This is a genomic window from Caballeronia sp. KNU42, from assembly GCF_053760385.1.
Window position 1 is genome coordinate 1,702,013 of record NZ_CM132390.1, and the last position, 18,268, is coordinate 1,720,280.

Genomic DNA, 18,268 nt, shown 5'->3' on the forward strand with positions numbered 1-18,268 from the left:
TGCGTATCTCATATATAAGGGGAGCTGAACAAACGCGAAATTCACGGCTTCACCGTTTCGCTCCACAGCATCTCGTGCGCCTCGCCCATCAGCAGCGGACGATTCAATTCAGCGACTCTGCGCAAGAAGTCCCACACTGCCGTGATGCGTTTCAATTTGCGCAAATCTTCGCGGCAGGACAGATAAAACGCGCGCGTGACGACGATGTCATCCGCGAGAACGGGCACGAGGCGCGGGTCCTGCGCTGCCATGAAACACGGCAGGATCGCGAGCGATCGTCCCTGCAGCGCGGCGTGATATTGCGCGATCACACTGGTGCTGCGCCAGCGCGAGACGGCGCCTGGTATCGTGCGTTCGAGATAGAGCAGTTCGTAGCTGAACGCGAGGTCGTCGATATAGCTCGCGAAGCGATGGGCGCCAAGGTCTTCCACCTTGGTCACCGGTTCGTGTTGATCGAGGTAGTCGCGCGTGGCGTAGAGGCGCAAGCGGTAATCGCAGAGTTTGGTGTAGACGGTCTGGCCGTGTTCCGGGCGCTCCAGCGTGACCGCTATGTCGGCTTCGCGCTTGGACAGGCTCACGAAGTGCGGCACCGGCAACAAGTCGATGGAAATCTGCCGGTGCGCATCCTGGAAGCGGGCGAGCTGCGGCGCCAGGAAGAAGCAGCCGAAACCTTCGGTCGAGCCCACCCGGACGTGTCCGGACAGCGCGTGCCCCGAGTTGGCAATGTGCTCGGTCGCCGATTGAACCGTGCTTTCCATCGCGTCGACGTACGCGAGCAGGCGCTGCCCCTCGGCGGTCAGGATAAAACCGCCGCTGCGGGATTTATCGAAGAGCAGGGTCCCCAGTGCGTCTTCCAGCGCCCGCACGCGGCGGGCGACGGTCGTGTAATCGACCCCCAGACGCTTCGCCGCCCCGCTTGCACGCTGGGTTCGCGCCACTTCCAGGAAGTACCGGAGATCGTCCCAATTCAGGTTGCTGATACCTGGAGTCGTGCTTTTTTGCATATCGGATGGGTGTTTGTGTCGATACATCGTGGAGATTTGCATAACTATACTGAACCTTGTGGACTTGCCTTGCACGCGCTTTGTACCCCGCTTTGTACCCTTGCGTAATGGGCGAGCCGACAACATTCAAATAATCCGGAGACGACATTCCTCTTGGGTGGCCTGCGCGCTATCCGCGCGTGTTCACCTGTCTGCGTGCCTCTGTCTCCGCATCCCGTTCCGGCCAGGAACGTTCTCGTTTTCAAGGAGCCTCTCTCATGAATACCGCTGCTGACCGTCCGGCATTAGCCACTCAATCCAACGCCGGCGTGCGCACGGCGAAATTGCTGATCGACGGCAAGTTCGTGGAATCGACGACGCAAGAGTGGCGCGACATCGTCAACCCGGCGACCCAGGAAGTGGTCGGCCGGGTGCCATTTGCGACGAAGGAAGAAGTCGATGCCGCCGTGGCGTCGGCGGCAAAGGCGTTCCAGACGTGGCGCCTCACGCCGCTTGGGACCCGCATGCGCGTGATGCTGCGATTCCAGGACCTGGTGCGCCAGAACATGAAGCGGATCGCGCAGACGCTCACCGCCGAGCAGGGCAAGACGCTGCCCGACGCAGAAGGCGATATCTTCCGCGGCCTTGAAGTGATCGAACACGCGTGTTCGATCGGCACGCTGCAGCAGGGCGAGTTCTCCGAGAACGTCGCGGGCGGCGTGGACACCTACACGCTGCGCCAGCCGATCGGCGTGTGCGCCGGCATCACGCCGTTCAACTTCCCCGCGATGATCCCGCTGTGGATGTTCCCGATGGCGATCGTCTGCGGCAACACGTTCGTGCTGAAGCCATCGGAACAGGACCCCTTGTCCACCATGGAGCTGGTCGAACTGGCGCTCGAGGCGGGCATTCCGGCGGGCGTGCTGAACGTGGTCCACGGCGGCAAGGATGTGGTCGACGCCATCTGCACGCATCCCGACATCAAGGCGATTTCGTTCGTCGGATCGACGCATGTGGGCACGCACGTGTACAACCTCGGCAGCCAGCACGGCAAGCGCGTGCAGGCCATGATGGGCGCAAAGAATCACGCGGTCGTGCTGCCCGATGCAAACCGCGAGCAGACGCTGAACGCGCTTGCCGGCGCAGGGTTTGGCGCGGCGGGACAGCGCTGCATGGCGACCTCCGTCGTCGTATTCGTGGGGGCATCGAAGGACTGGTTGCCGGAGCTGGTCGAGCGGGCGCGCGGCTTGTCCGTGAACGGCGGCACGGAGGCGAACACGGACGTCGGCCCGGTCGTCTCGCGGGCCGCCAAGGAGCGGATCCTTGGGTTGATCGACGCAGGGGTGAAGGAGGGCGCGACGCTTTCGCTGGATGGCCGCGATGTGAGCGTGAAGGGCTACGAGAAGGGCAATTTCATTGGCCCGACGGTGTTTTCAGGCGTCACCACCGACATGACCATCTACAAGCAGGAGATCTTCGGTCCCGTGATTTGCGTGCTGGAAGCCGCTACGCTCGATGACGCCATCGCACTCGTCAACCGCAATCCGATGGGCAACGGCGTCGGACTCTTCACGCAAAGCGGCGCGGCGGCGCGCAAGTTCCAGAGCGAGATCGATGTCGGCCAGGTGGGGATCAACATTCCGATTCCGGTGCCGGTGCCGTATTTCAGCTTCACTGGCTCGCGCGGTTCGAAGCTGGGCGATCTCGGGCCGTACGGCAAGCAAGTCGTGCAGTTCTATACGCAAACGAAAACCGTCACGTCGCGCTGGTTCGACGACGCTACCGTCAACGACGGCGTCAACACGACTATTTCGCTGCGCTAAGCCGGTTGCCGGGTTAGCTGTGCAATAAAAAGGGGACAGGCAATGGAAATCGGCTTTATCGGACTGGGCAACATGGGCGGACCCATGGCCGCCAACTTGCTGAAAGCAGGGCACGCGCTGACGGTGTTCGATTTATCGAAGACGGCGGTGCAGGCGGCGGTCGTTGCGGGCGCGCGGACCGCGGCATCGCCTCGTGAAGCGGCTCAGGCTAGCGAGGTGGTGATCACCATGCTGCCGGCCGCCGCGCACGTCAGGGCGGTGTATCTGGAGGCGGATGGCGTACTGGCTGGCGTGCGTCCGGGCGTGCCGCTGATCGACAGCAGTACGATCGATCCGGCGACCGCACGCCTGATCGGCGAAGCCGCGTTGAAGCAGGGCAATCCGTTCGCCGATGCTCCGGTGTCCGGGGGCACCGGCGGCGCGCAGGCGGGCACGCTGACGTTCATGGTCGGCGCCAATGACGCGCTGTTCGAAACGCTTAAACCCGTACTCGCCGGTATGGGCAAGAACACGGTCCAGTGTGGCGAAACGGGGACGGGTCAGATCGCGAAAATCTGCAACAACCTCCTGCTCGGCATTTCGATGATCGGCGTGGCGGAAGCGATGAAACTCGGTGCGTCGCTCGGGATCGAACCGAACAAGCTTGCCGGAATCATCAACACATCGACGGGACGTTGCTGGAGCGCCGATACGTGTAATCCCTACCCTGGCGTTTTACCCAATGCACCTTCGTCACGCGGGTATACCGGGGGGTTTGGCGCCGATCTCATGTTAAAGGACCTGGGGCTGGCCGTTGATGCAGCGCGTCAAGTCAAGCAGCCCATCCTGCTTGGGGCGCTCGCGCAGCAGCTCTACCAGACCATGAGCATGCAGGGCTTGGGCGGGTTGGACTTCTCCGCGATTATCAAGTTGTACGGTAGCGAGGAGGCCTGATTAAAACGTGCCGATCCACGATTGCTGCAGTGCATTTTATGTGATCTTTTAAGCTGCATCGCAGCATCGTGCTTGCTCTGCCATGCTGATCAAGGACATGGGGAATACGATGATTCGCTTCTTCTGATTTTGGCCTATTCTCAAAGCACGACGTTCATGTCTTCGTCTGTATTAGTAAGTAAATGACGAAGACAGCGAAGCCGCTTTGGGGTCTTTAACAGGTTTAACAGGTTAATTAAGGCCAGCGAAATGCTCGCGGCAAATTGCCAGGATCAAGGAGAGCCAGATGCAAACAACTCGTCACTTTCACATGGAATTGCGGCACGCAACGCTGCCCACCTACGTGTTCAGTTATCTGTTCCCGTTGGTGCTGCTGGCGTATGAGTTATGGCGCGTCGGATCGTGGGTGGCTGTGCGTGGATTCAACTTTTCGGACTTCAGTTCGATGGGGTATGAGTTCGCGCTGATGCTAGCTGTGTTTGCAATGCAGATCGTGGTGGAAATTGCATTCATGGCTGCGGCCATGTTGACGAAACACCATGACGTCGCACATCGTGCGGCTAATTTGCTGCTTGGCTTGTTCTGCTCGGTGGTCGTACTGGGATTTGACCTTGCACTGCAATATGCAATGTAAGCGCGCACTATAAGCGTGCGATGTAAGCCGTCGCGTCACTAAAGTTCTCGCAGCAATAAAAAGCCCGTTTTAGCATTTTCGCTAGAGCGGGCTTTTTTCGTTGGTTTGAATTTTTCCGGGTGCGGATCAGCAACCTGCTGCGTTGGGCAATTCGGGCGCGGTCTGCGCGCGTGCTTCAAAACATTTCTTGTTCGCTTCCTTGAGCGCCGTGCGCAAACCTTCCTCGATCACCGGGTGATAGAACGGCAGCTTCAACATGTCTTCCACGGACAACTCCAGTTGCAACGCCCATGCAATCAGATGGCCGAGATGTTCGACGGCCGGTCCGCACCCCTGAGCGCCCAGCAACTTGCCGGTCCTGGCATCGGCATAGACATGGAGCAATCCCCGGTTTTGACGCAGCACCCGGCTGCGCCCTTGTGTTTCGAACGACACGCTTCCGGTCACCGACGTCTCTTTGTCGAGGTCGTCGTAGGACGCGCCAACGCTTGCGACTTGCGGCTCACAGAACACGATCGAAAACGGCGCCTTGCGTTTGACGGATTGCACATCGGGGAACCGCGCGGCATTGTCGCCGGCGAGCTTGCCTTCGTCGGCGGCATCCGAGAGAAAGGGACGCGTGCCGTCGCAATCGCCTGCGATGAAGATGCTGCTGTCGCCGCACTGCATCGACTGTTCGTTGAAGAGGGGAACACCCTTGTCATTGAGTTCGATGCCGGTCTTTTCAAGCTGCAGTGAACTCAACACGGGCTTCCTGCCGGTCGCCACGAGCACCCGGTCGAAGCGCTCAGTGCGCTCGGTTCCATCGAGTGCTTTGAAGCGGATCGTGGCTTCGCCATCCTGCATCGATTTTTCGAGGATGGTCGCGTCGGGATCGAGGTAAAACTCCTGCTGCAGCGCTTCAATCAATGCGTTACGCACAGGGGTGTCCGATATTGCGCCCACCTTGTTCTTCTGGCTGAACATGAATACGTCCACGCCAAGTCGCGCGAACGCTTGGCCAAGTTCGAGGGCGATAGGGCCGGCGCCGAATACGGCGCAGCGCTTGGGCAAGGTATTCAGGTCGAAGACCTCGTCGCTCGTCATCAAACGGTCGCCGAATAGCTTGAAGTCGTCCGGAATGACGGATGCCGAACCCGTCGCGATGACCACGCTCGCTGCTTCCACGCGGGCATAATCGTCCACAAGAAGCACGTTGCGTGATTCGAAGCGGGCAAAGCCGCGGATGATCGTGTCCTGAGGAAACGCATCCGTTTCCTTCAGCACGCCCTTGACGAAATGATCGCGCTCGCTGCGGACATAGGCGAGCACATGCTCGCCGTTGGCTTCAAGTGCATGCGTGCCTTCAATGCCTCGCGGCGCCTGCGCCTTTGCATCGTGCAAGCCATTGGCCGCTGCAAGCAACAGTTTGGACGGCATGCATCCAACGCGCGCGCAAGTCGTGCCGAACTCGGCGCCCTCTATCAGCACGACTTGCTTGCCCGCTTGCCGTGCCGCCCGATATGCGGCCATGCCGGCCGTCCCGGCGCCAATGACGGCGACATCCACCTTGATCTGCTTCATCGAACCCTTCACGTTAGTTGTGCCCGAACCTGTATTCACGACCATTGCGGATGTGCGCCATCGAGACTCCGGTCAAGCTGGAACGCCGTGCTGATCAGCGCGAGATGGGTCAGTGCCTGCGGGAAGTTGCCCAGCGCTTCGCCGCTGATCGCGACCTCTTCAGAGTAAAGACCCACATGGTTAGCGTAAGCCAGCATCTTCTCGAACACGAGCCGGCCTTCGTTCACGCGGCCCGCTCGCACGAGTGCTTCCGCGTACCAGAACGAGCATGCGCTGAACCCGCCTTCTTCGCCGGGCAGGCCGTCGAGTTCATCTCCTCGGGTGTAGCGAAAGATCAGCGGATCAATGCCTAGTTCCCTGCCGATCGCATCGAGCGTCGAAAGCCAGCGCGGGTCTTTCGGCCCAATGAAACGCACGAGCGGCATCATCAGCGTCGATGCATCGAGGGCTTTGGAATCGGGCGTCTGGACGAAGCTCTGTATCTCGTCGTTCCAGAAGTGCGTGTAGATGTCGTTGTGAATGGCGTCACGGACCGCGTTCCATTCGGCGAACGGTGCGGGCAGCGAACGTTTTTGTGCAAGGCGTATCGCGCGGTCCATCGCGACCCAGCACATCAATCGAGAATGCAATAACGGCCGCCCGCCGTTGCGAAATTCCCAGATGCCCTGGTCCCCTTGTTGCCAGTTCTCGGCGACGAAGTTCACCGTACGCGTGACGTGGCGCCAGCCGTCGTAGGAAATCGCTTCGCCGTATTTGTTGTAGAGATAGATTGCGTCCAGCAACGCGCCGTAGATGTCGAGCTGGGTCTGATCGCGCGCGGCATTGCCGATCAGCGGGGGCTCGGCGCCGCTGCCGTAGAGTTCCGGGACGGCTTCTTCTTCCGGCGGCTCTTCGCCATCTACGGCATACATCACGCTGAACGATCCGTCCGAGTCGCACTGCTTGTTGCGCTCGGCTATCCAGTTCTTGAAGTTGCGAGCCTCGCCTATGTACCCGAGCCGCAGCAGCGCGTAAACGGAGAATGCGGCGTCGCGAATCCAGGTGTATCGATAATCCCAGCGGCGTCCGCCGTCCGATGTTTCCGGCAATCCGAACGTTGGCGCGGCGACAATCGCGCCGGTTGCGCGCGAGCTCAACAACTTGAGCAGCAGCGCCGAGCGCATCACGACTTCACGATAACGGCCCCGGTAGGTGGATTGCCCCGACCATTCACGCCAGTAGTCGATGGTGTCGGATAGCGCCTCCTTGCAAGGACGCGACTTGCGCATCGGTTCGGATTGCGCGCCAAAGATGAAGCAGGCGGTCTCGTCCTGCTTGAGATCGAAGCTGGCGACTGCGTCGTCATGATCGATCGAAAGCGGCACGGTAGCATCCAATGTGAGTGATTCTGCTGGAGCGCCGGCCGGCGTGAAACACAGCGTATTGTTATCGACCTGCGCGGTTTCATGACCACCCCGGGCATAGTCGAAACGCGGCGCACAGCGCATTCGCACCTGCATATCGCCGTAAATCGCCCGCACTATCCGCACCACGCAATTGGACGTCGCCTGTGCGTCGTCATCCGCATCGGCGACCGGCATGAAGTCGATGACCTCGCACACGGCCTGCGCCGACATGAAGCGCGTCAGCAGCACGTTCGTTTCCGGCAGGTACATCTGCTTCGTGCGCGAGACCTCGAAGGCCGGCGTGATGCTGAACGCACCGCCGCGTTCAGGGTGCAACAGCGACCCGAACACGGTCGGTGAATCGATGCGCGGAAAACACATGAAGTCGATCACGCCCTCGGTCGACACCAGCGCGGTGGTGCGCATGTTGCCGATCAACCCATGCGCATCGATCCCGATGCCGGGGCGGTCTCCCCGGGGCTAGCCATTGTCCGCAAAGCCCGGATACAGGGTCATGCCGCCGTCCACGAACAAGGTTGTGCCAACCACATAGTCGCTGTCGTCGGAAGCCAGCCAGACCGCCGCCCGGCCGATATCCTCACTCTCGCCAATCCGGCCGTAGGGCACGAGTTCGAGCAGCGCCTTCAACGCTTCGGGGTTGTCCCACGCGGCCTTGTTGATCGGCGTGCGGATTGCGCCCGGCGCGATCGAATTCACGCGGATCCTGTGCGGCGCGACTTCCTGCGCGAGCGATTTCATCATCATCTGGATGCCGCCCTTCGACGACGCGTAGTTCACATGCCCGGCCCACGGAATGACTTCATGCACCGAGCTCATGCAGATGATCTTGCCCAGCGCCTTCGATACCGGGCGCGGTCCGCGCCGGAGAAATTCCCGCACGGCGCGTTGCGCGGTGAGGAACTGGCCCGTGAGGTTCACGTTCATCACGGCGTTCCAGTCGGCGAGCGTCATGTCGACGAACTTCGCGTCCTTCTGCAAGCCGGAATTCGCGACCACGATATCCACCGTGCCGAAACGCTTGATCAGCGTGTCGAACATGGCGTCGATTTCGGTTTCGTCCGAGACGTCGGCCTGGACCGCGATGGCCTGGCCGCCCGCTTTTTCTATCGATGCCGCGAGCGCGTCAGCGGCTTCGCCATGCGAGTGGTAATTGATCGCGACGCTCGCGCCGGCATCGGCGAGCGCCTGCGCCACACCGTAACCTATGCCGGAGCTGCCGCCGGTGACGAGTGCGACCTGACCTTCGAGTACTGGATTCATGACGTTCCCGGATGGGATGCGAAGCTCGCCACGTGCGCTGGCTGGCGCGTGCTTGCGATGCATCTATCTGCGCAGGGCCGGCCTGGGCCGGAGACGTCACGGGACAAGCAAGTGCCGGTCCCGCTCGCGAACGGGTTAGCAGCCTGAGGCAGCAGTCCGGGAAAGCAGTCCTACTCGGAGTCCACCCCAAGCGCCGGAAACCGTTCCGTGGGATAGACGATTTCGTCCTGCGACGCGACGATCTCAAGCTCGTAGCGCCCGGCCTGGAACGTGGTCCTGACCACGGCGTTCACCGCGGCAAGCGTGTGTTCCAGCGCGTCACGCACCGAGTCGCCCAGGAGCGTGCGCGCGAGAAATACAGCGCTGGTCAGGTCGCCCACGCCTACCGGTTGCCGCGCGAACGGGTAGAGCGGCCGTTGCGCGAACCACGCTTCGGTCGCGGTCACGGCGAGCATGTTGAAGGTATCGGCGCGGCTGTTCCTGTCGATCAGGTGTTTGACGAGCACGACTTTCGGACCGCGGGCGATCACCTCGCGGCACGCGGCGACCGCTTCGTCCACCGTCTCGATGGTGCGTCCCGTCAGCTTCTGCAATTCAACGTGATTCGGCGTCATGGCGTCGCTGACTTCCGGCATGGTGGTGACCAGAAATTCCTGGATGCCCGGTTCGACGATGCAGCCAGTGGTGGTTCCCATGACGGGGTCGCAGAAATAGCGCGCCTTCGGGTTGACGGCTTTCACCATCCTGACAATTTCCACGACCGCGGCGCCTTGCTCGGGTGAACCGAGATAGCCTGACAGGATCGCATTGCAGCGCGACAACACGCCGATAGCACCAATTCCCTCGATCACGCGCGTCAGTTCGTCAGCGTCGACAACCCCGCCGGTCCAGCGGCCGTATTGCGTGTGATTCGAGAACTGCACCGTATTGAGCGGCCAGACGTTGATGCCCATGCGGCGCATGGGGAATACCGCCGCGCTGTTGCCTGCGTGGCCGAAGACCACGTGCGACTGGATACTGAGGACGTTTTGCATGATGGTTTTTAGCGAGGTGCAGGGCAGCGGCCCCAAGGGCCGCGCACGAAAACCGCATGCATGTTCGGCATGCCGGACATCATTGTGCCGTGGTTTTTGCCCATATCGGAAGAACCTGCTCATAGAAAGCCAACCAGAGCGGGATCCACTTGGCATGAGGATTGCTAAATCCTAAGGATTTTGTGCACCGTTCGCGAGTCCGAGCCACTGCGCCCCAAGCCAATCCATCGGATTACCAAGCGATTTTTGCCGGACTCCCGCGTCAATTTCCGAAAAGCAGGTGCGAACTATTCACCTTTGCAGCAAAATCATCCCAACCGCTCGATTAAGCGCCGTTTAAATCCTCTGGAGAAAGCACCCCCACCCAACAAGCCATTCGCCAGCAAGCCCCGGTAAACAGCTGAAACAAGCCACAAACAGGCCAGAGACAGGCCGCAAAACAGGAGGTCGGTATGGAGACGCTGACAGGAAATCGTACGGATCTGCAGAAGAACACGCTGGCTATCGTCCTAGCGGGCGGCCGGGGTACTCGACTCGGACCGCTCACGAATAAACGCGTCAAACCAGCAGTGCATTTTGGCGGCAAATACCGGATCGTGGACTTCGCGCTGTCGAATTGCCTGAATTCAGGCATCCGGCGCATCGCGGTCGTCACGCAATACAAGGCGCATTCGCTCTTGCGTCACCTGCAGCGCGGCTGGGGTTTCCTGCGCGGCGAGTTCAACGAGTTCATCGATATCTGGCCGGCGCAGCAGCGCGTTGATTCAAGCTGGTACAGGGGGACGGCCGACGCGGTCTTCCAGAATCTCGACATCATCCGCTCGATCGGACCCGAATACATCATCGTGCTGGCGGGCGACCATATCTACAAGCAGGACTACACGCGCATGATTCTCGACCACGTCGAGAGCGGCGCGGATTGTACGGTCGGCTGTATTGAAGTGCCGCGCATGGAAGCAACCGCGTTCGGCGTGATGCATGTGGACGCGCAGCGTCGCGTCACGGATTTCCTGGAAAAGCCGGAGGATCCTCCGGCGATGCCGGGCAAGCCCGACGTCGCGCTCGCGAGCATGGGCATCTATGTGTTTAGCGCCAAGTACCTGTACAAGCTGCTTGAAGAGAACATCCTGACGTCCGACACGGATCACGATTTCGGCAAGGACATCCTGCCGCGCGTGGTATCGAGCGGCATGGCGATCGCGCACCCGTTCAGCATGTCGTGCGTGACCTCCGAAACCGATCCGAACGTTCCGCCTTACTGGCGCGATGTCGGCACCGTGGATGCGTACTGGTCAGCGAACCTGGACCTGGCGTCCACCATTCCCGCGCTCGATCTCTATGACAAGAAATGGCCCATCTGGACCAACCAGGAGCAGTTGCCGCCGGGCAAGTTCGTGCGCGACCTGCACGGGCAGCAGGGCGCGATCAACAACCTGCTCGTGTGCGGCGGCTGCGTGATATCGGGTTCGCAAGTCGCGCGCTCGGTGTTTTCATCGGCGGTGAGGGTGCATTCGTTCTGTCACATCAACGAAGCCGTGCTGTTGCCGCAGGTGACCGTCGGACCGAGTTGCCGCCTGAAGCGCGTCGTGATCGATCGGGGTTGCACGCTGCCCGAAGGACTGGTCATAGGCGAAGATCCCGATTACGATGCCGAGCGGTTTTTCCGGACTGAAAATGGCGTGGTGCTCGTGACGCAGGATGCATTGACACGTCTCGGACAAGCGAAGCAGTCATAATTCGGGCGACCGGAACAAGCCAATGGGGAACCGATGACCGTATGCGTGCTGCATGTTGCAGCGGAGATGTATCCGCTTTTGAAAACCGGCGGCCTCGCCGATGTCGTGGGCGCATTGCCGCCGGCCCAGACGCAACTGGGCACGAATGCCCGCGTGATCCTGCCGGCGTTTCCTTCGGTGGTCGCGGGCCTGACGCAGATCGAGCCGGTGGCCGACCTTGGCCGGGCGTTTGGCATCGATCACGTGCGGCTCGAGCGCGGTCTGCTCGAGCCGCATGGAATCGTGGTCTACGTGGTGCGCGCGGATGCGTTCTACGACCGGCCCGGCAACCCGTATCTGGACAGCTCGCACACGCAATATGCCGACAGCGACCGGCGTTTCGCGCTGCTCGGCTGGGCGGCGGCGCGGGTTGCAACCGGCGCCGATCCCGCCTGGAAACCCGACGTCCTGCACGCGCATGACTGGCATGCGGGCCTCGCACCGGCGTATTTGAGGGCGCGCGAGCGTGAGACGGGCGTGGCCCGCGTGCCGTCGGTCATGACGGTCCATAACCTTGCGTATCAGGGCGTGTTTCCCGCGGCCGAATTCAACGTGCTGCAACTGCCGGCGGATTTTTTCTCCGTCGATGGCGTCGAGTTCTACGGTCATCTGTCGTTTCTCAAAGCCGGGCTCTTCTACTCGGACCGCATCACGACCGTGAGCCCGACCTACGCGCGCGAGATTCAAACCCATGCGCAGGGCGCCGGGCTCGACGGTTTGCTGCGCACCCGCACGCACGATATCAGCGGCATCCTCAACGGCGTCGACAAGACGGTGTGGAATCCGGCGACGGATACCGCCATCAACACCCAATACTCGCTCGCGAAGTTCACCGGCAAAGCGAAGTGCAAGGCTGCATTGCAGGAGCGTGTCGGTCTGGCGCGCGAGCCGGATGCGTTGCTGTTCGGCGTGGTGAGCCGGCTGACCGAGCAGAAGGGGATCGATCTCCTGCTCTCGGCCATTCCGGATATCCTCCAGCGCGGCGGCCAGCTCGTCGTGCTGGGTACCGGGGACCCGGCGCTTGAAAATGGCCTCAAGAAAGCCGCGCTGGCGCATCCGCACGCGGTGGCCGTGGAGCTTGGATTCGACGAAACACTCTCCCATTCGATTATCGCGGGCAGCGATATCGTCATGGTCCCGTCACGCTTCGAGCCGTGCGGCCTGACGCAGTTGTACGCGCTGGCATACGGTTCACTGCCGCTCGTTCACTGCGTGGGCGGTCTTGCCGATACCGTGGTGGATGCATCGCTGGAGAATCTCGCCGACGAGCTGTCTACCGGCTTCATGTTCGAGAAATTCGACCGGCCGTCAATTGTTGCCGCGATCCGGCGCGCGTTTGCATTGAAGCAGCGGCGGCCTGAATGGAAAGCCGTCGTGCGCCGCGCGATGGAACAGGACTTTGGGTGGGAAGCGTCCGCGTTGCGATACGTCGACGTGTATCGCGAGCTGATCGGGACGCGTGCGCGTTAGTCGGAGTTGGTCGGAGTTGGCCGGTTATCAGTCGGCCAGGTCGCGTGCGAGGGCATGGATCGCGATTTGCACGCGGCTCGACAGATTGAGCTTGCGCAGCACATTGCGTACGTGGATTTTCACGGTGCTCTCGGCCAGGTCGAGTTCACGCGCGATGTCCTTGTTGCTCGCACCGCGCGCAAGAATCCGCACGATGTCGCGTTCCCTTGGCGTTAATTCAGGCGACGGTTCGAGTGACCGCGGCGGTGCAGCGTCCCTCGCGCGCACCGGTGCTCTCATTTGCGCGATCAACCGTTGGGTCATGCTCTCCGCAATTACGGATTCACCTTCGGCCGCGCGCCGGATCATGGTAGCGAGTGCGTCGGCTTCCATGTTTTTCAACAGATAACCGCACGCACCTTCACGCAACGCGTGGGTCAGTTCATCCACATCTTCCGATACGGTCAGCATGATGACCGCGGTGTGCGGCAAATCCTGCTGCAGCAACTGCAACGTTTCGATACCCGATAGCCCCGGCATGTTCAGGTCGAGCAGGACCACGTCCGGGCGATGCTGCTTTGCGCGCTTGAACCCTTCGATACCATCGGCGGCGTCGTCGACTACTTCGAAGTCGGGCTGACGCTGCAATAACGCGCGCACGCCGGAGCGAAACAGCGTGTGGTCATCGATTAAAAGAATGCGGATGGTCATGCTGCCTGCCGTTCGCTGACGGGCAGCAGAAGGTGGACGCGTGCGCCCTTGCCAGGTTCGCTGCTCAAGCTCAATTGCGCACCGAGCCGCGCTGCGCGTTCACGCATGATGTGAAAACCGACGTGCGCCTCGCCGCGGCTGGCGATATGGGCGGGATCATAACCGTCGCCGTTGTCTTGTATGGTCAGTTCAAAATCGCGGGCGTTCTTGAGTGCAATACGGACCTGCGTGGCCGTTGCATGTTTGCGAACGTTCGACAACGCCTCCTGAAGAATGAACAGCACCTGTAGCTGCTGATCGGGCGGCAAGGGCAGTCCGCCCGCTTCGTCGTAGTCGAGTGTGACCAGTGTGTTGGTTTGCCGTTCGAAGCGCGTCACCGTCTCGTCCACGGCATCGCGAAGATTGCCGTTCGCGAACTTCGTGCGGAAATTGACAAGCAGTTCACGCACGTCCTCATAGCTTTCCTCCAGACCCCCGCGTAACAACGGCGCGATTTCGCGCACTTCGTTCATGTCGTCGCGGCTGGCGGCGTCATCGAGTAAATGCAGTTGCAGCTTCAGGAAATTCAGGCTCTGCGCGATGCTGTCGTGCAGTCCCTGCGCAACCAGATGACGTTCCTGTGCAACCGCAAGCTGACGTGCTGCGGTGGCTAAGCGATGGTTCTGTAAAGCCGTGCCCAGATGTTTCCCGAGCGTGTCGAGCAGGCGCGTTTCAGATGGCAGCACCGGACGCTCGCCGCGAAAGTGCAGCGAGAACGAACCCATCGTTACATCATGCGAGACGATACCGAAGGCCGCGACCGCATCGAAACCCGCCTTGCCGCAATGGGTCGTGGGACCGCTGTCAACCGCTTGCTGCATGCGTAGGTCGCGCACGACCGCGTGGCCGCTGGTGGCCGCCGAGCCGCACACGCACGCGTGCGCAGGCATGCAGCGCTCGGCGTTCAGAAGCGGCCCGGGCAAGCCTTCGGAGACGACGACGTGCAGGTTGCCGCCGTCCTGAGCGAGTACGCGGACAGTGCCCGCGTCCGCGTTGAACTGACGCATCACGCGAGCAAGAAAACCCCGGCACAGGACTTCGACGTCATGCGCGCCATGCAGGAATGCAGTCATCTCGTAGAGCGCGACCAGCTCGCCGTTGCGTGTGGCAAGTTGCGCGGTTTTATTTGTCACGCGCAGGGCGAGGTCGCGATACAAACTCTGAAGTTCGCTCGCCATCCGGTTGAAACCCCCCGCAAGATGACCGAACTCGTCGCGAGACTCAACCGGCAAACGTGCGCTGAATTCGCGCTGTTCGATCCGGGACAGACCGCGCTCCAGACGCCGTACGGGCGTGACGAACCACGCGTAGAGCAGGGTCACGATTGCGATCGTGCCCACGCACGCGAGTGCCGCGAGGGCAATCTGCCAGCGTCGCAGCCAGGCTGTCTTGCGCGCGTTTTCGCGTTCGATCATGCGGACCAGCGCATCGGCTTCGGCAACGAACGCCGGCAGCCGGGCGAGATACAGCGAGGGAGTATCGATGGGGCTTGACGAGTCGTACGCGATTGCCTGCTTCAGCGAGTCGTGCCAAGCCTGCGATACGGCATCGAGTTGAGCGTGAATCGCGGCCGTGGCAGGAAGGAATAATGGCCGCGCGGGGTCGCCGCTTTTCAGATTGGCCAGCGTGAGATCGAGCAGGGCGCTTTGCGAATTCACGTCGGCGTGGCGGCCGGCCCGTGCTTCGTTGAGTTGAATGGCGACGTTGCCCGCCCGCATGCGCAGGCTGCCGGCGTCGTTGATCGCCGCCCCTGCACCTTCGAGTTGCCACGAGAGCCAGAGCGTGCCCGCGATCATGGAAAGGACCAACGCCAGCGCAACGCCGGACAACGTGACAATGCGCGTGGATAGCCGGTAACGGAACGGCGTGGCGGACGGCGCGGGGGACGCCGCGGGTGATGCCGGATATTGCGGGAGATCGGACATGGAACTGCGTGCGTGCGCGACCGGAATACAAAGGGCGCTAATTATCCGGCGTGCTGGCGTCCAATGGTGAGAGTCCGACTGTTTTGCATATGAACTCACCAATACGGCTGACGTCCGCCAGTGGCAGAAGCGGGATTGCAGGTGCGTCATGAAGACGCGGGGCGTCGTTGGTGGCGATAGCGAGGATTGCCATATCGGTGAGATAAAGCGGATCACGGCCCGCCTCGGGACGCACGACTTCAAGGCGCGGCAACACTTCACGCGTGAAGCCTTCGACCAGCGTCAAGTCTGCTGGCGCGAGCCGTGCGAGAAGGTCCTCCAGCGGCGGTTCAGGCGCGTCATGCAGCTCGCGGACGATGGCGTACCTGTACGGCGAGGCAATCAGCACCTCGCCTGCGCCGGCCGCGCGAAAACGTACGCTGTCCTTGCCGGGCGGCTCGAGATCGATTGAATGATGACTGTGCTTCACCACGTTCACGACCAGGCCGCGCGCGCGGAACCAGGGCAGCAGCGCCTCGATCAACGTTGTCTTGCCCTGTCCCGAACGCCCGCAAATCCCGAAGATACGCAGCTTCGCCGCTGCTTCTGTCATGTCGCTACCCCGTCTTTCCAGCCCTGAATATTAGCGCGTCCCACCGCTTCCATCACATAGCGGCGCTCGGCGAGATCGCGCAGCGCCTGCGTCATGGCGACACGAATGCGCAGTTCGACCTGCTCGAACGGTAACACCGAGCCAGGCGATTTCTCATGAACCCGGATGATATGGAAGCCGAACTCCGTTTCCACAAGCACAGGGCAGAGGGTACCAGCCGGCGTGGCAAACACCGCGCGTTCGAACGCCGCTACCGTGTCGCCGCGGCCTATCTCGCCGAGCGCGCCGCCATCGACGCCCGATGGGCAATTCGACAAGGTACGCGCCAAGTGAACGAAGCGCAGTTCCAGGTCGTCGGCGTGGAGCAGTTCATCGAGTGTCTGTTGAGCGCGCTGGCGCAGCGCCAGCAGATCCACTTTTTCCGTCACCTGGAACAGGATATGACTCACCCGCGCGCGCTCGTTCACTCGCCAGCGCTCCAAGTCAGCCAGGTAGTGGCGCTCGCACTCTTCATGCGTGGGTGCAGCGGCTTCAGCGAGCTGGTGATCGAGCAACGCTTCGATCATCGCCTCGTCGCCGTGAGAGGAAGTGATGTGCAACTGAGCCGCTTCATCGAGCAGGACGCGGCGCAGGACGGCCGAGGTCAGCGCCGCCCGTTGTGAATCGGGCGTGTTTGCATGAGCCGGCATTTCGCGCTCCAGGTCGGTGTCGGTGAGTTCCACGCCGTTGACAATGATTGCCATGAGGTTGTCTTCCTTAGCAAGTTAGCGAGGCCGCACGAGTTGCCATGCGCGGCTCAGGTACGTGACCGAAGCGAAGCCGCTCCAGACGTGCACGAGCCGGGTGAACGGAAAGATGACGAATAGCGACATGCCCATGAACAGATGCATCCGGAATACAAACGGTGCGGCTGCCACGTACTGCGCCGCGTCGCCGCGGAAGGTGACGACGTGCTGCGCCCAGGTCATGAGCTGGACCATCATGCGGCCGTCCATGTGATCGGCTGATTCCCGGATCGTCGACAAGCCGAGCAGCAGCGTCACGAGAATCCACAACAGCAGCACCTTGTCGCCGGTGCGGGTCACGGCGGAAATCCGCGCGTTGCTGATACGCCGGTGAATCAGGATGACGAGACCTGCGAGGCACATTGCGCCCATCACGCCGCCCGCGATCATCGCGACGGCCTGTTTCGTGCCGTGCTCGATCCCGAGCCAGTCCCATACCGCAACCGGCGTGAGCAGGCCCGCGAGATGCCCGAAGAAGAGTCCGAGGATACCGACGTGAAACAGGATGCTGCCGAGCCGCAGATTGCCGCGATGAAGCAACTGCGAACTGTCGGCTTTCCATGTGTATTGTTCGCGCTCGAAGCGCGCGAGGCTGCCGAACAGGAAAAAGGCCGCCGCGATGTACGGATAAATGCCGAACAAGAATTGATTGAGCATGAATGGTGTCCCTGGAACTCAGTTGGCCGTAGCAGGCGGTCGCGGATGGAAGTGCATCGGCTGGGCGAGCGGAGTGGACGGTGGGGGTCTCGATGGCGCGAGCAAAGGTTCGACGCCATCGGCGCCGGGACCGAAACGCTCCAGCGCTTCGTCCATGTCACGGATCGGTGCCACCTCGGCGGCTAACGGCACGACATCTGTCATTGACCGCAGCACGGTGAATACGCCGGCGTATGGACTCTCGTCGCGTGCAAGTCGATCGCCCAGCGCGGCCAGGACGTGGATGGCTTCATCGAGCAGCCCACGTGCTTGCTCTGGATCGATGTTCCCCAGCACTTCAAGAAACAGCGGCACATGGTCGGGCAATTCATTGGTCGCCATCTCGAGACCCAGCCGGCGGTATTCATCCAGCAGATCGACCATCGCCTGCCCGCGATCGCGGCTCTCGCCGTGAACGTGTTCGAACAGATGCAGCGAGTGCGCCGGATTGCGGTCGAACGTGGCGACGTAGTTCTCCTGCAACTCGATCAACGGATGCTCCTTGAGCAGGGCGAGCAACGGTTGCAACGCGTCTTGTACCGCTTCAGGGAATGCTTTGAGCTCCTTGCTGATCTCCTGCATGGCGTCGAGCAGTTCGGGTTCCGGATAGTCGAGCAAAGTCGCCAGCAGCGTGTAGATCGATAAAGGTTTGGAAATTCC

Annotated in this window: 16 protein-coding genes; 5 read left to right on the forward strand and 11 right to left on the reverse strand. The window is 61.4% G+C overall.

Translation table 11 applies throughout. The annotated features are described in order from the left end of the window. Positions 1-41: 41 nt before the first annotated feature. A complete protein-coding gene (locus ACSOSP_RS38920; protein WP_455314324.1) occupies positions 42-1,004 on the reverse strand; it encodes a LysR family transcriptional regulator in 963 nt (320 codons plus the stop codon). Between the two features lie 257 nt (positions 1,005-1,261). On the opposite strand from ACSOSP_RS38920, the gene ACSOSP_RS38925 reads away from it, so the two are divergent. From ACSOSP_RS38925 to ACSOSP_RS38935, 3 genes are all read left to right on the forward strand, one after another. After that, positions 1,262-2,806: a CoA-acylating methylmalonate-semialdehyde dehydrogenase gene (locus ACSOSP_RS38925; RefSeq protein WP_455314325.1), complete on the forward strand. Its 1,545-nt coding sequence runs from the start codon at positions 1,262-1,264 to the stop codon at positions 2,804-2,806. 42 nt (positions 2,807-2,848) lie between these two features. Further along, positions 2,849-3,739: a 3-hydroxyisobutyrate dehydrogenase gene (mmsB, locus tag ACSOSP_RS38930; protein WP_455314326.1), complete on the forward strand. Its 891-nt coding sequence runs from the start codon at positions 2,849-2,851 to the stop codon at positions 3,737-3,739. A gap of 286 nt (positions 3,740-4,025) precedes the next feature. Continuing rightward, positions 4,026-4,373 carry a hypothetical protein gene (locus ACSOSP_RS38935; RefSeq protein ID WP_455314327.1) on the forward strand — a complete coding sequence of 116 codons (348 nt, stop codon included), beginning with the start codon at positions 4,026-4,028 and terminating at the stop codon, positions 4,371-4,373. Positions 4,374-4,499: 126 nt separating this feature from the next. Here the strand turns inward: ACSOSP_RS38935 and ACSOSP_RS38940 are convergent, their stop codons facing one another. The 4 genes from ACSOSP_RS38940 to pdxY form a co-directional block, all read right to left on the reverse strand. Next, complete coding sequence (locus ACSOSP_RS38940) at positions 4,500-5,936, reverse strand: dihydrolipoyl dehydrogenase (RefSeq protein ID WP_455314328.1); 1,437 nt, start codon at positions 5,934-5,936, stop codon at positions 4,500-4,502. A gap of 35 nt (positions 5,937-5,971) precedes the next feature. Then, positions 5,972-7,747 (reverse strand): glycoside hydrolase family 15 protein, encoded by a 1,776-nt coding sequence (locus ACSOSP_RS38945; protein WP_455314329.1) that lies wholly within the window; start codon positions 7,745-7,747, stop codon positions 5,972-5,974. Positions 7,748-7,801: 54 nt separating this feature from the next. Further along, on the reverse strand, positions 7,802-8,602 hold the full coding sequence (locus tag ACSOSP_RS38950; RefSeq protein ID WP_455314330.1) for an SDR family oxidoreductase: 801 nt from the start codon (positions 8,600-8,602) through the stop codon (positions 7,802-7,804). A 170-nt stretch (positions 8,603-8,772) separates the two neighbouring features. Next, positions 8,773-9,636 (reverse strand): pyridoxal kinase PdxY, encoded by an 864-nt coding sequence (gene pdxY / locus ACSOSP_RS38955; RefSeq protein WP_455314331.1) that lies wholly within the window; start codon positions 9,634-9,636, stop codon positions 8,773-8,775. A gap of 452 nt (positions 9,637-10,088) precedes the next feature. Here pdxY and glgC point away from each other — a divergent pair, with 452 nt between their 5' ends. Together glgC and glgA are read left to right on the forward strand one after the other, a co-directional pair. Beyond that, entirely contained in the window at positions 10,089-11,372 is a 1,284-nt protein-coding gene (glgC, locus tag ACSOSP_RS38960) for a glucose-1-phosphate adenylyltransferase (RefSeq protein WP_455314332.1), read from the forward strand. A gap of 33 nt (positions 11,373-11,405) precedes the next feature. After that, positions 11,406-12,881, forward strand: coding sequence for a glycogen synthase GlgA (gene glgA / locus ACSOSP_RS38965; RefSeq protein WP_455314333.1), 1,476 nt, complete (start codon positions 11,406-11,408; stop codon positions 12,879-12,881). 27 nt (positions 12,882-12,908) lie between these two features. Here glgA and ACSOSP_RS38970 read toward each other — a convergent pair whose 3' ends face one another. From ACSOSP_RS38970 to narJ, 6 genes are read right to left on the reverse strand one after another with little or no spacing between them, the layout of a single operon-like run. Then, positions 12,909-13,571, reverse strand: a complete 663-nt coding sequence (locus ACSOSP_RS38970) for a response regulator (RefSeq protein WP_455314334.1) — start codon at positions 13,569-13,571, stop codon at positions 12,909-12,911. Further along, complete coding sequence (locus tag ACSOSP_RS38975) at positions 13,568-15,535, reverse strand: type IV pili methyl-accepting chemotaxis transducer N-terminal domain-containing protein (RefSeq protein ID WP_455314335.1); 1,968 nt, start codon at positions 15,533-15,535, stop codon at positions 13,568-13,570. The genes ACSOSP_RS38970 and ACSOSP_RS38975 overlap by 4 nt, the downstream gene beginning before the upstream one ends. Before the next feature lie 37 nt (positions 15,536-15,572). After that, on the reverse strand, positions 15,573-16,127 hold the full coding sequence (gene mobB / locus ACSOSP_RS38980; RefSeq protein ID WP_455314336.1) for a molybdopterin-guanine dinucleotide biosynthesis protein B: 555 nt from the start codon (positions 16,125-16,127) through the stop codon (positions 15,573-15,575). Then, positions 16,124-16,870 carry a peptidylprolyl isomerase gene (locus tag ACSOSP_RS38985; RefSeq protein WP_455314337.1) on the reverse strand — a complete coding sequence of 249 codons (747 nt, stop codon included), beginning with the start codon at positions 16,868-16,870 and terminating at the stop codon, positions 16,124-16,126. The genes mobB and ACSOSP_RS38985 overlap by 4 nt, the downstream gene beginning before the upstream one ends. A 21-nt stretch (positions 16,871-16,891) precedes the next feature. Then, complete coding sequence (gene narI / locus ACSOSP_RS38990) at positions 16,892-17,569, reverse strand: respiratory nitrate reductase subunit gamma (RefSeq protein ID WP_455314339.1); 678 nt, start codon at positions 17,567-17,569, stop codon at positions 16,892-16,894. An 18-nt stretch (positions 17,570-17,587) separates the two neighbouring features. Next, complete coding sequence (gene narJ / locus ACSOSP_RS38995) at positions 17,588-18,265, reverse strand: nitrate reductase molybdenum cofactor assembly chaperone (protein WP_455315378.1); 678 nt, start codon at positions 18,263-18,265, stop codon at positions 17,588-17,590. Between the last annotated feature and the right edge of the window lie 3 nt (positions 18,266-18,268).

Bases quoted from the DNA above. Each gene is read 5' to 3' on its own strand.
- ACSOSP_RS38920 (WP_455314324.1), bottom strand. From the start codon at position 1,004: ATGCAAAAAAGCACGACTCCAGGTATCAGCAACCTGAATTGGGACGAT.
- ACSOSP_RS38925 (WP_455314325.1), top strand. From the start codon at position 1,262: ATGAATACCGCTGCTGACCGTCCGGCATTAGCCACTCAATCCAACGCC.
- mmsB (WP_455314326.1), top strand. From the start codon at position 2,849: ATGGAAATCGGCTTTATCGGACTGGGCAACATGGGCGGACCCATGGCC.
- ACSOSP_RS38935 (WP_455314327.1), top strand. From the start codon at position 4,026: ATGCAAACAACTCGTCACTTTCACATGGAATTGCGGCACGCAACGCTG.
- ACSOSP_RS38940 (WP_455314328.1), bottom strand. From the start codon at position 5,936: ATGAAGCAGATCAAGGTGGATGTCGCCGTCATTGGCGCCGGGACGGCC.
- ACSOSP_RS38945 (WP_455314329.1), bottom strand. From the start codon at position 7,747: ATGCGCACCACCGCGCTGGTGTCGACCGAGGGCGTGATCGACTTCATG.
- ACSOSP_RS38950 (WP_455314330.1), bottom strand. From the start codon at position 8,602: ATGAATCCAGTACTCGAAGGTCAGGTCGCACTCGTCACCGGCGGCAGC.
- pdxY (WP_455314331.1), bottom strand. From the start codon at position 9,636: ATGCAAAACGTCCTCAGTATCCAGTCGCACGTGGTCTTCGGCCACGCA.
- glgC (WP_455314332.1), top strand. From the start codon at position 10,089: ATGGAGACGCTGACAGGAAATCGTACGGATCTGCAGAAGAACACGCTG.
- glgA (WP_455314333.1), top strand. From the start codon at position 11,406: ATGACCGTATGCGTGCTGCATGTTGCAGCGGAGATGTATCCGCTTTTG.
- ACSOSP_RS38970 (WP_455314334.1), bottom strand. From the start codon at position 13,571: ATGACCATCCGCATTCTTTTAATCGATGACCACACGCTGTTTCGCTCC.
- ACSOSP_RS38975 (WP_455314335.1), bottom strand. From the start codon at position 15,535: ATGTCCGATCTCCCGCAATATCCGGCATCACCCGCGGCGTCCCCCGCG.
- mobB (WP_455314336.1), bottom strand. From the start codon at position 16,127: ATGACAGAAGCAGCGGCGAAGCTGCGTATCTTCGGGATTTGCGGGCGT.
- ACSOSP_RS38985 (WP_455314337.1), bottom strand. From the start codon at position 16,870: ATGGCAATCATTGTCAACGGCGTGGAACTCACCGACACCGACCTGGAG.
- narI (WP_455314339.1), bottom strand. From the start codon at position 17,569: ATGCTCAATCAATTCTTGTTCGGCATTTATCCGTACATCGCGGCGGCC.